Below are 12,699 nucleotides of genomic sequence, written 5' to 3' on the forward strand. Positions count from 1 at the left end.
CATTAGGAAAAGGCAGTTTTTTCTAATGGGCTTTCCCGGGGCTACCAACATGGGTCCCTACCAAGTTTGTTTTTTAACCCGAATTATGCTTTAGTTTCGTTATTTAGGCTGAAATTGCAAGAAAATCAGGAAGTTTGGAAACTATCACCGCTATCGTGAAGTTCAAAACTGCAACAAAGTGACTGATTTTGAAGTAATTTCAGTCTGCAATAGCATTCCTAATGCATATTTCGGGTTTAAGGCTGTCGTTACAATTTTTACGTCGGGTTAAAAGGGCAAAATAAACAGGAAAAAAATGCTCCCTCGAGGATGGTTTGGATTATTGCTGCTTCATGGTCAGCACTCAGCCAGCAATACCATGGACCATCCAATGGAGAATACGGCAATCCCTAAATCTTATAGTGAAAATATCTTTATTTTTCCTTACCTTAAACTAAAATTAACCGTTTAAAAATAAAACGTTGCTTCATCATTAATCTATGATAGAAAAAGGCATATTTTAAAATATAAACAATGATTATGAAATTTTGACCAACCTATCTACGCAATACGCAAATCTAAACCCTAATGAATCATGAGCAAAATTACCAAAGCATTTAGGTTATCCTTTTGGATGGTAACGCTGGGTTATTTCCTTTTCATTGTTCAGGCAAATGGCCAAAACACCGTTTCGGTTTCAGGAAAGGTCGTTGAATCAGAAAGCAATGAGCCACTGATCGGTGTAAATATCCTGGTGAAAGGAAAAGTAATAGGCACCATAACTGATATCAATGGTAATTTCACCCTACAAATCAGTCAGCCACCACCCCATACTTTGGTGTTTTCCATGATAGGCTTTGCCAGCCAGGAAGTGACCATAACGGAAAATCAGGTATCCGAACTTCTTGTTACCCTGGAAGAACAAACCATGCTGGGTCAGGAAGTGGTAGTTTCTGCCTCCCGGGTAGAAGAAAGTATCCTCCAATCACCGGTAACCATTGAAAAAATGGATATCCTGGATATCAGAGAAACTGCCAGTGATACTTATTATAAAGCCATTGCCAATCTGAAAGGCGTGGATGTAACCAGCACCTCCATCAATTTTCAAATCTTAAATGCCCGGGGCTTTAATTCTACAGGGAATACTCGTTTTGTCCAATTGACAGATGGAATGGATACCCAGGCCCCTGCCCTGAACTTTCCGATTGGCAATCTCAATGGACCGTCAGAATTGGACGTGGAAAGTGTGGAGTTTATTCCAGGAGCTTCATCTGCGCTATATGGACCCAATGCCTTTAATGGGATATTGTTGATCAACAGCAAAAGTCCCTTTGAGTACCAGGGCCTGAGTGCCTTTTACAAGCAGGGCATCAACCATGTGGGAGGAAGAGCAGGAGAGCCCGCTTCCCCCCAACCCATGTTTGAAGGTTCCCTGCGCTATGCCCATGCATTTAATAATAAACTGGCTTTCAAGATCAGTGCATCCTTTATGGAGGCGGAAGACTGGTACGGTACCGACCAGACAGATCTCAATGAAAACTCGCAGGGCGACTTGCCCTTTAATCCCGGTGAAAACAGGGTTCATGTGTTTGGAGATGAAGTATCCAACAATATCGGTTTATTGAGAAATGTTGGCGCCATACAACAGCAGGCCAATGCTTTTGGTCTGGGAGGCTATATCGCCAGTATTCCGGATCAGGTAGTTTCGCGAACAGGATATGATGAGCGGGACCTGGTGGATTACGGTGCCAAAAACTATAAAGTAAGCGGAGCAGTCCACTATCGGGTAAATGACAGGGCTGAATTGTCCTATACCCTCAATTACGGTTCGGGCACCTCGGTATACACAGGTGCCCAACGCTATTCTTTAAACAATTTCAATATTACCCAGCACAAACTGGAGCTGAAGGCAGACAACTATTTTGTTCGGGGGTATACTACCCGGGAAAATTCAGGTGACTCCTATATTGCCGACCTAACGGGGGTAAATATCAACGATGAATGGAAAGGTAATGCCCAGTGGTTTGGAGAGTATACCATAAACTACATGGGAGCCCTTGCCCTGCAGCAGGTTGCTCCGGGAACATTGGGATCAACCGAGCAACAGGCTGAAGCGCACCGCTTTGCCCGGACACAGGCTGATCAGGGACGTTACGTGCCAGGATCGCCAGAATTTCAAAATTCCGAACAAAACATCAGGGCTGATTTTATACCCCAGGGCTCCTTGTTCAATGACCGATCCAGGATGTATATGACAGAGGGCCAATACGATTTTAAAAACGAAATCGACTTCATGGACTTGCAGGTAGGAGCCTCCTACCGGGTTTATGACCTCAGGTCCAACGGGACTATTTTTGCAGACGTAGAAGGGAATGATATTTCGGTCACCGAATTTGGTGGTTATGCCCAGGCTTCAAAACGCATATTAGAAGAAAAACTAAAAATCACCGGATCGGTCAGGTATGACAAGAATGAAAATTTTGACGGGCAGTTTAGTCCAAGAATATCCGGGGTATTCACCGAGGGAAACAGTAATTTCCGGCTATCCTATCAGACAGGATTCCGGATGCCCACTACCCAGGCGCAACACATCGATTTAAATGTGGTTTCTGCGAGGCTGATTTCCGGATTGCCTTACTACAGAGAAAAATACAAGGTATTCGAAAATGCATTTTCCCTGGCCTCTGTACAACAATACTCAGAGGCCGTAGCTGCAGGTGCCAGTCCGGTAGCTGCTTCTGCTACCAATTTATTGGAGCAGGTGACGGATTTACCTGCCCTAAGACCAGAAAAGGTCAACTCTATTGAAGTTGGATACAAGGGTTTATTAGCTGATAACCGATTGCTGGTCGACATGGCTTATTATTACAACCTGTACAACGATTTCATCTCCCAAACAGCCATCAGGAAAGCACCCGGACCGGTTTATCCCGGTGCCTCACCCACCACCGATCAGGGTGCCATTAATGCGGTCAATGCCCCTACCCTTTTGACTCCGGTAACTATTCCCGGCCAGGAAAATACCTTCCAGACCTATACCAACATTGTAGACCGGGAAGTTCGGGCACATGGTGCTGTCATAGGAATCTCCTATAGCCTGCCAAATAATTACACCATTGGGGGAAATTATAATTTCAACCGTTTGATTACCGCCTTCGAGGAAGGGTTTCTATCCGAATTCAATACCCCTGAACACAAATACAATATCCAATTTGGGAATAGAAAGGTCGCCAAAAATATGGGATTCAATGTGAGCTACCGCTACCAGACGGCATTTAGATGGGAATCATCTTTTGCAAGGGGTGATGTACCCGAAGTACATAATGTAGACGCACAGGTGTCTTATAAACTGAGAAGTCTTAAATCTGTGGTAAAATTGGGTGGCTCCAATATTTTCAACAACCGGTATTTTCTTAATTTCGGCGGTCCTACCATCGGTGCCATCTATTACCTTTCTATAACCTTCGATGAGCTGTTAAATTAACCCCAGGAAAAATGAAACGGAATTTGAATTACATTTCTATATTTCTCCTTTTGTTATTGGGAGCCTGTGATGGGTTTTATGAGTTTCCGGAACCGACTGATGCAGCTCCCGATCCCGGGCAGGTCGATTTCAGTAAAACCATCGCCATCGGAAGTTCTGTTACTGCCGGGGTAATGGACGGAGCTTTGTATAACCGCGGTCAGCAGCATTCTTATGTAGCAATTCTTGCCGAGCAGTTAAAAGAAGTCGGCGGAGGAGCATTTAACCTGCCTGATATCAATGCAGAAGTAGGATCTTATGTGTTAAGTCCTCCTGGGAGCAATATCGGAAGACTGATACTCAGGGCGGACCCCAATTCCGGGGCTGTCATTCCTGCCCCTATTGTCCCGGGAAATCCCCTGCTTCCTTACGAAGGAAATCGGGCAGAAATCAACAATTTTGGCGTAAATGGCATGAACCTGGCAGCTGCTTTGTCCCCTCAAACAGGAAATATCAATGCCCCTGATCATCCCATGTTTAACCTGCACTATGCCCGTTTTGCCAGTAATCCGGGAACTTCCACACTCATCGGTGATGCTGCAGCTGCAATGGGCAATGGCGGTACTTTTTTTGTGTTTTGGTTGGGTAAAAACGATGTGCTCCCCTATGCCCTGCAGGGAGGTGCCAATGAGCTACTCCTTCCAACTGATGAAGATTTTGAACAGTTGTACCAAACGGCGCTAGGCAGCATCTTACAGGCCAGTCCGGAGGCAAAAGGGGCCGTTGGAAATATACCCAATTTGAATAGCCTGCCTTTTTTTAGTACAATAAGTTGGAATGCGCTTCCCTTAAATCAGGCATTTGCCTCCCTGGCAAATGGCGCTTTTTCAGATTACAACCGGGCCTTGGAGGAGGTCGAACAGGCAGGTTTGATCAGCGACAATGAGAAAAACCTGCGTAACATATCCTTTCAGCCTGGGCTGAACGGATTTCTCATGGAAGACAAAACCCTGACAGACCTCAATGAAATGGGCATTCCATCTATTCGGTTGAGTAATCCAAATGACAAAGTAGCTTTAACCCTGGCCACCGTATTGGGTGAGTCAGTCGGTGATAATTCAACTGCCATCAGGGGTGTCACCGTTCCAGTAGGAGATGAATTTGTACTTTTACCTTCAGAACAAGAACTGCTGGAAGAAAAAATAAGCACCTTCAACAGCATCATTCAGTCTGCGGTAGCCTCCCAGAGCGAAAGGTTGGTATTGGTAGATGTCAATGACTTTTTAGACCAGGTGGCTTCTGGAACCATCAATGCAGGATCCGTTCCCCTGACCAATTCTATCATCCCACCCAATGGAGGATTTTCTGTGGATGGCGTGCATACGAATGCCAGGGCCAACGCCTTCCTGGCTAATTTCTTTATCGATGCCTTACAGTCGAAATGGGGAAGTACGATCCCAAAGGTTAATCCCAATGCCTTTATGGGGAATGATCTTCCCAGGTAAAACCTGATAAGAATGGAGCAAACAGCCGTCATTATCCTTTCTGCAGGTAATTCCAGCAGGTTGGGAAAGCCCAAACAACTCCTGGAATATGAGGGCATGACCTTGATTGAAAGGGCAATCCTTACTGCCCAAAAGGCAAATTGTCATCCGGTAATTGTCGTCACCGGGGCTTACCAAAAAGAAATAGAAAGGCTAATCAAGCCTTATGAAGTGGAGATCCTGAATAACCCCATTTGGGAACAGGGAATGGGCACTTCAGTTAGCCTTGGAATAAAACAGTTACAAAATTCAGCAGAAGTAAAACAAGCCCTTGTCATGTTATCCGATCAGCCATTTGTGGATAAAAACCACTTGGAAGAATTGATCCGGATAAAATACCTGAAGAAAAAAAGTATTGTGGCTTCCCATTATAATAACCGGTTGGGTGTACCGGTCATATTTGACCGAAGCTGCTTTTCCGCTCTTGAAAAACTAACGGGACCTGAAGGAGCAAGGAAAATTATCCATTCTCAAAAAGAAAAAACGGCCTCGGTACCATTCGACCTTGGTAAAATTGACATCGATACCCCGGAAGATTATGAAGCTTTATTAGCTGGTAATTTGGACTATTTTTGATTCAATCAAGCCCACTTTTTGATGGAGTGCCCTTTAAAGGCATAAAACATCAGGTAAAGGTAACAAGGCACCAAAACCCAATATGCTTCCCTTAAACCAATTTCATCAGCGAAATAGCCATATATCATAGGCAAAATAGCATTTCCGCATAGTCCCATAATCAAAATCGAAGCCCCCAGCTTGGTAAATTTCCCGAGGCCATCCAGGGCCAATGGCCAAATCCCAGCCCAAACCAGGGAATTGGCCAATCCCAATAATACCACAAACCAAATCGATATGTCCACCTGCAGTCCCAGAATGTTAACGTCTCCCTGAAACCATAGGATGGCAAAAGTGAAAATCAGTCCCATGGTGGTAAATGCTTTCAAAACCGTAACCTGAGAAAGAAACCTGGGAATGGCAATGATACCAAATATATAACCGGCAATCATGGCTGCCAGGGTGTAGGAAGGAAACACCTTGGCAGCCAGAAGAGAAATGTCCATTGAAATGGCATAGCTCATGATGGTATCGATGGCGATCACCTGGGTGCCTACATGAAGAAAAATGGCCAGTGCACCCAAAATCAAATGGGGGAATTGCAGGATATATGACTTATCCGCATTGGCCCGGGAAACGGATTCCGTTTCATTTTCTGTATTGATTTCGGGCAATGGGGAAATGCGAACCAGAATGCCTAAAATCACCAAAACCGTTCCCACAATGGTGTAAGGCACGATTACCCTACTGACCAATTCATCCAAAAAAATATTTCTCTCCAATTCACCCATGGCCGGTAACTGCGAGATGATCTCATCATCAGATACCCTGAGTATGACGGCTGCAAATATCAAGGGTGCCAATATCCCTGCCCCTTTGTTTAGGATTCCCATGATGCTGATCCTTTGCGCAGCACTTTCCTTAGGCCCCAGAATGGTAATGTAAGGATTAGCAGCAGTTTGTAATACCGCCAATCCTGCACCAATCATAAACAATCCTAACAGAAACAGTTCGTAAGTCCTAACCATTGCCGCCGGCACAAAAACAAAAGCGCCCAGTGCCATCACCCAAAAACCGACCATCATCCCTTTTTTAAAACCCACTGCCTTTAGCAAATATGAAGCCGGAACTGAAAAAATAAAGTAAGAGATGTAAAAAGCAAAGGCAACCAGGTAGGACTGAAAATTATTCAGTTCACAGGCGATTTTAAAATAAGGAATTAATATGGCATTGACCCAGGACACAAAACCAAAAATAAAGAACAAACCACCAATAATGGCGATCGATATATAGGTTTGCCTTGGGTTTAAAGAACCAATTTCAACGGTTTGGGTTTTGGACATTACTAAAATCTACTATCAGTTAAACGAATACCCGGAACCCAGCAGTGAAGCTGCCGCTTCATCCAAATAAAGGGCACAATCAGGGTGATCCTGAAGAATACTGGCCGGAAATTCCGGGCTTACTTTGTTTTCCAGGCAGGATTTGACGGCATTTGCCTTTCTTTTGTCCGGAACAGAACAAATGATTTTCTTTGATTTCATGATTTGATGGATAGACATACTGATGGCTTGTCTGGGTACAGCCTCCAGGTCAGGAAACCATCCTTCACCTAACTGCTGTTTCCTGCAAGCCTCATCCAGGTCTACGACCAGATATGGTTTCTCTGTTTCAAAATCTGCCGGTGGATCATTGAATGCCAAATGTCCATTCTCACCTATTCCTACCAGGGCTACATCTATGGGATGTTTCAAAATAAGCTTACCCAATCGTTCTGTTTCCTTCTCAGGGTCTTCCTCCCCGTCAATCAGGAAATAGTTCTTCAATTCCTTTACCTCATCCAAAAACCTTTCCTTGAGGTATTTCCTGAAACTGGCAGGGTGGGTTATGGGCAACCCCAGGTACTCATCCAGGTGAAACATGGTCACTTTACTCCAGTCTATCTCCTGATGGCTCAATAAGGCTTTCAGGGTTTCGAATTGACTGGTACCGGTGGCAAGAATAATATTTGCTGCCCCTCTGCTTTTAATGGCAGACAAGATTGCTTCAGCAGCATGATCCCCTGCTACTTTTCCCATTTCATTTGGGTCTTTGCGCTTATAAATTTTCATTCAATTGGTCTATTGATTCTATTAAAGATTAAAAGTGGTGGAAAAAGGGGGTAATACCAAAAGCTTTGAAAGCTTTGCTGTTTTTTCCTGTTGCTTTGGTATCAAACGGTCAAAATATTGGTATTCCCTCCTTTACTCAATTCCACATCTACCGGTTGATTGTTTCGCCAGGCTCCCCTGGTAAAGTCCGGCACATCAATGGTTTCGCTCCTGTTGGCCACAGACCATTCGCTTAAAGGGCCTATTGCACTCCAGGCGGCTGCATCGTAGACATCCATATCCAGGGGTATGCCATTTCTAAGGCAGTCAATTAAACGCCAATCCATTAAAAAATCCATGCCCCCATGGCCTCCAATTTGCCTGGCCAGTTCACCTATTTTCTTTACGATAGGCGGATAATATTTTTCTTCTAGCTCCTTCATCTCTTCCTCTGCCAACCAACCTTCATGACCTAGGGCTATTTTCCCAGGTTCAGGATACTTTTGGGCATAAGCTTTGGTACCACTAATGGTGTGCAGGCGGGAATAGGGTCTGGGAGAGGTGACATCATGCTGCAACATAATGGTTCGTCCCTGGTGTGTTTTAATCGTAGTGGTATTCATATTGCCTCGATAGCTTTTTCCGGCAAATTCCTGGTAGAACTCGTCCTTGGCAGCAAGCGCCTTTGCTTTTTCTCCCATCATGAAATCATTGCTGGAAACCGCCGTCAGGTAATCCATCTGGTCTCCACGGTTGATGTTCATGACCTGGGCTACCGGACCCAATCCATGGGTGGGATACAGGTTTCCGTTGCGCAGGTTTTGTTTGAGCCGCCACATGTCATAATACTTGGTTTTGGAAAAATTTCCATCCAGGATATCATGGATATAGGCACCTTCTCCATGAATGATCTCCCCGAAAAACCCTTGCCTGGTAAGGTTTAAAGTCAGCAATTCAAAAAAATCATAGCAGGTATTTTCCAGCATCATGCAATGCTTCCGGGTTTTTTCAGAAGTCTCTACCAGCTGCCAACACTCTTCGAGGCTAATGGCTGCAGGTACTTCTGTCGCGGCATGTTTTCCCTGTTCCATGGCATACACGGCCATGGGAGCATGCAGGTACCAGGGAGTAGCAATATAAATCAGATCTAAATCTTCTGATTCACACATTTCTTTCCAGGCATCTTCAGTGCCAGTATATACCGTCGGGTTATGGGGAGTATCTTTAATCCTGTCTTTGACATGAGCTATCCTTTCCGGCCTGAGGTCACAAAGGGCCTTGATCTCCACACCTTCAATTTTGCTCATTCTGACCACAGCCCCTGGCCCCCTGTTTCCCAGTCCTACAAAGCCAATCCTTACCTTTTCCAGGGGAGCTGCTGCATAACCACACATGTTAAAATCAGCCGGATGGTTTAAAGCCACTTGCTGATTCGTAGCCGCCTTAATTTCTGAGGACCAGCCAGATAAACCTGCCAGTCCCAATATACTTCCTGCTTTTAGAAAATCTCTTCTATTCTTTTTCATCTGTTTATAATTTGATTTTTAATGGTCAGATGGAATCTTTGACGATTAAAATAATCATTGCCCTATGTGTTTAATGATGATTTTAATCGTGTCGATTTCATCTTAAATATTACCACTAATTGACAAAAATTACCCATTGACAACCTAAACAAATTGTCCCTGTGAAAAATAAAAATACTTTTAAATTTCAGAAAAATAAAATATATTGGAAGGAATCCTTCAAACCAAAGGATAATTCAATGTAAAAGCCCATTTTACCTAATATATTAATCATGAATAAAACCAGTCAACCAGACCTTAAAAGAGATCCTGAATTGGGGTCTCCCGCTTCTTCAGATGTGACCACTTCCCGGAGACTGCTCTCCATTGATGCCTTGAGAGGATTTGACATGTTGCTGATAGCCGGAGGAGGTACTTTTTTGGTCTTGCTGAAGGGTAAAACAGGAATAGCCGCACTGGACTGGATCGCCAATCAGCTTACCCACCCGGAATGGAATGGCTTTACTTTTTATGATTTTATCTTTCCCCTGTTTTTATTTATTGCAGGTGTTTCCCTGACTTTTTCATTGAATAAGGGCAGGTCCCTGGGGCTATCCAAATTTACCCTTTACAGGAAAACCTTTATCAGAATGCTAATTTTGATTTTGTTGGGCATTCTCTATAAAAATGCTCCCATTCCTTTTTTTGAACCCGACCAAATCAGGTTAGGCAGTGTACTGGGAAGGATTGGTTTGGCAACTTTTGTTTCCACCCTCCTGTTTCTGAACCTGGACTTTACCAAAAGATTGATTACAGGACTGGTCATACTCTTCTTATATTATGGGGCATTGTATTTGATTCCTGTACCTGGTTTCGGCGCAGGAGACCTTAGCATAGAAGGCAATTTGGTAGGCTGGTTTGACAGAACCTTTCTGCCGGGAAGGCTATTACAGGGCAATTATGATGAGTTGGGTCTGCTCACCCAGATACCTGCCCTTTGTCTGACCATTTTTGGTACGCTGGCGGGAGAAATTCTGGGTAAGGCCTGGCTGGATAACCGAAAGATAAAATACCTTAGCCTGGCAGGAGTCATAGGAATCGCCGTAGGTTTGCTTTGGAGCCTTCATTTCCCCATCAACAAACACCTGTGGACCAGCTCCTTCATCCTTTTGACCACAGGTATGGCATTCTTGTTTTTAATGTTGTTTTATTTGGTCATTGATGTATGGAAAATCAGAAAATGGGCATTTTTTTTCCAGGTCATTGGCTTGAATTCCCTAACAATTTATTTTGCCTACAGTTTCATCAATTTCAATTATACCAGCAGCAAATTATTTAGCGGTTTATATGCTCCTTTACCTGAGGATTGGCATCCTGTTTTCCAGGCATTCGGTGCTTTTTTGCTGGTGTGGGTTTTTCTTTATATCCTTTACCGCCTTAAAATATTTGTCAAAGTTTAAACCCCTAAATGGCACTTGCCATGGCTGTTGCTATTTGCATCAAAGCAGCACTTTCTTCCGCAGAAAATTCGTAGGGATCCTTTTTGGCTATGCCAAGTGTTCCATAGAGCTTCCCATCCAAAAGCATGGGAGCAGTAATGGCACCTTCTACCCTGGTATCCTTGGCACCTGGCCTTACCACTCCGGAATCATCGGATTGCAGGTTACATACCTGAACGGCTTCTTTTCTCTCAGCAGCGATGCCTGCCATTCCTTTGCCCACCGGGATCTGAGACATTTTGGGCAATAAAAATTCCGGTATTCCTACCTGGGCCTTTAATTCCAAAAGCTTGCTTTCTTTATCCAACACATGGATAGTACCGGTGACACAGGAAAAGGCTGAAAGGGTTTCTTCCAACCAGAGCTGCCAGTCTGGATCTGAACTGGTTTTGATCAAATGGGATAGCTTTTCAGTCTGCATAGAAGATACATTTATAAGTTAAGGTTTAGCTGCAATATTAAGGAATTACTACTTACTTTTTAAGCATTAATGTATAAATTCGTAAAAACAAAAACCAGGCATATGCAATTATTTTTCGAGGAAAACATCAGTGGAGAATCCTTTGAACTGGAGGCAAAAGAATCGAACCACCTGGTCAAAGTTTTACGAAAAAACATTGGTGACACCGTCCTGTTTACCAATGGCAAGGGCTCAATTTTTACCTGCATGATTGAAGATAATCATTCCAAAAAGTGTAAACTAAAAATTATATCCCAGGATTTTTCTCCTCTCGAAAAATACCATATTCACCTGGCCATCGCTCCTACCAAAAACATGGACCGGATGGAATGGATGTTGGAAAAAATCACCGAATTGGGATTCAATGAAATCACTTTCCTCAAAACGACCCATATAGAGAGAAATCAGGTTAATTTTGATCGGTTGGAAAAAAAGCTCATAGCTGCCTGTAAGCAAAGCTATAAAGCATGGCTGCCCGTAATGAATGAAATCACAGCATTTGATGACTTCATATCTGATGGAAGTTTTGCTACTTACGAAAGATTCATTGCCTATCTGGATAAAGAAAATAACCGGCATTTGTATCAGTTGGCCAGTCCCAACCAATCCTATCTGGTCCTGGTTGGTCCGGAAGGAGATTTCAGTCCGGGGGAAATTACATTGGCTTTGGAAGAGGGATTTAAACCCTGTTCCCTGGGAAAACACCGATTAAGAACAGAAACAGCAGGCATGGCCGTAGTGCACACGCTTAATTTGCTCCATTGTTAATCTCCTCCGAGATCCTAGCCAGGTCGGTTTTAATAATAAAAATTATGATGAAAACCTGGCATCATAATAGGCCAGGGCCTTTTCCAGATCTTCCGGAACATCAATGGCTACTGCCTGATGTTCGGTTTTTACCATTTTAACCTTGTAACCATTTTCAAGTAGCCGCAACTGTTCCAACATTTCAATTTTTTCCAAAGGTGATTTCTCCCAGCCCGTAAATGCCATCAGCAGTTCCTTTTTGTAAGCGTAAATGCCAATATGCCTGAAATATACCGGCTTACTGCTTTCATCCCGTGGGTACGGTACCGGGGACCTGCTGAAATAGAGGGAAAACCCCTTTGCATCCACCACTACTTTTACAATATTGGGATTATGAATCAGGTCTTGCCCCTTTATGGGACTCATCAATGAGGCTACTTCTACCTGTGGATCAGCGAAAACTGCAATCAAATCTGAAAGGGAACTGCTGTCCTGAAAGGGCTCATCACCCTGCACATTGACAATAATGTCTGCATCAAGGGATGCTGCAGCTTCGGCAATCCTGTCTGAGCCACTTTCATGTTCTTTTTGACTAAAAAATACCCTTCCTCCCTCATTTTCTACCGCCATGGCAATGTCCTGATGATCAGTCACTACCATGACCTCATCAAAAACCCCGGTGGCCAGGGTACTGAGATAGGTCCTTGCAATCAATGGTTTTCCCCTTAGGTCTGCCAATAGTTTTGCCGGAAACCTGGTCGCCCCAAATCTTGCAGGAATTAATGCTATGGTCTTCATTTATTCAAAATACTGTTTTAACTTTATAAGGTTATCAAATTCGATCAGATTTTGGCTTT

General features: G+C 43.7%; 10 protein-coding genes. 5 read left to right on the top strand and 5 right to left on the bottom strand.

Annotated features, from left to right (window positions below):
• Nucleotides 1–574 precede the first annotated feature (574 nt).
• From GL182_RS05625 to GL182_RS05635, 3 genes are read left to right on the top strand one after another with little or no spacing between them, the layout of a single operon-like run.
• Nucleotides 575–3,463 (top strand): TonB-dependent receptor, encoded by a 2,889-nt coding sequence (locus tag GL182_RS05625; RefSeq protein WP_163378685.1) that lies wholly within the window; start codon nt 575–577, stop codon nt 3,461–3,463.
• Nucleotides 3,464–3,474: 11 nt separating this feature from the next.
• Entirely contained in the window at nt 3,475–4,947 is a 1,473-nt protein-coding gene (locus GL182_RS05630) for a hypothetical protein (RefSeq protein ID WP_163378686.1), read from the top strand.
• Between the two features lie 12 nt (nt 4,948–4,959).
• A complete protein-coding gene (locus GL182_RS05635; protein ID WP_163378687.1) occupies nt 4,960–5,562 on the top strand; it encodes an NTP transferase domain-containing protein in 603 nt (200 codons plus the stop codon).
• Nucleotides 5,563–5,567: 5 nt separating this feature from the next.
• On the opposite strand, the gene GL182_RS05640 is transcribed toward GL182_RS05635, so the two are convergent.
• The 3 genes from GL182_RS05640 to GL182_RS05650 form a co-directional block, all read right to left on the bottom strand.
• Nucleotides 5,568–6,884, bottom strand: coding sequence for a sugar MFS transporter (locus tag GL182_RS05640; RefSeq protein ID WP_163378688.1), 1,317 nt, complete (start codon nt 6,882–6,884; stop codon nt 5,568–5,570).
• A 15-nt stretch (nt 6,885–6,899) separates the two neighbouring features.
• A complete protein-coding gene (locus tag GL182_RS05645; RefSeq protein ID WP_163378689.1) occupies nt 6,900–7,652 on the bottom strand; it encodes a glucosamine-6-phosphate deaminase in 753 nt (250 codons plus the stop codon).
• A gap of 101 nt (nt 7,653–7,753) precedes the next feature.
• A complete protein-coding gene (locus GL182_RS05650; RefSeq protein WP_163378690.1) occupies nt 7,754–9,157 on the bottom strand; it encodes a Gfo/Idh/MocA family protein in 1,404 nt (467 codons plus the stop codon).
• Nucleotides 9,158–9,429: 272 nt separating this feature from the next.
• On the opposite strand from GL182_RS05650, the gene GL182_RS05655 reads away from it, so the two are divergent.
• Nucleotides 9,430–10,596, top strand: coding sequence for an acyltransferase family protein (locus tag GL182_RS05655; RefSeq protein ID WP_163378691.1), 1,167 nt, complete (start codon nt 9,430–9,432; stop codon nt 10,594–10,596).
• Between the two features lie 4 nt (nt 10,597–10,600).
• Here the strand turns inward: GL182_RS05655 and GL182_RS05660 are convergent, their stop codons facing one another.
• Nucleotides 10,601–11,056, bottom strand: a complete 456-nt coding sequence (locus tag GL182_RS05660) for a GAF domain-containing protein (RefSeq protein ID WP_163378692.1) — start codon at nt 11,054–11,056, stop codon at nt 10,601–10,603.
• A gap of 102 nt (nt 11,057–11,158) precedes the next feature.
• On the opposite strand from GL182_RS05660, the gene GL182_RS05665 reads away from it, so the two are divergent.
• The gene (locus GL182_RS05665) at nt 11,159–11,863 is read left to right on the top strand and encodes a 16S rRNA (uracil(1498)-N(3))-methyltransferase (protein WP_163378693.1); all 705 of its coding nucleotides are present in this window, start codon (nt 11,159–11,161) and stop codon (nt 11,861–11,863) included.
• Nucleotides 11,864–11,905: 42 nt separating this feature from the next.
• On the opposite strand, the gene kdsB is transcribed toward GL182_RS05665, so the two are convergent.
• The gene (kdsB, locus tag GL182_RS05670) at nt 11,906–12,640 is read right to left on the bottom strand and encodes a 3-deoxy-manno-octulosonate cytidylyltransferase (protein WP_163378694.1); all 735 of its coding nucleotides are present in this window, start codon (nt 12,638–12,640) and stop codon (nt 11,906–11,908) included.
• Nucleotides 12,641–12,699: the final 59 nt, after the last annotated feature.

It is taken from the genome of Cyclobacterium sp. SYSU L10401 (assembly GCF_010993705.1).
Lineage (GTDB): Bacteria > Bacteroidota > Bacteroidia > Cytophagales > Cyclobacteriaceae > Cyclobacterium.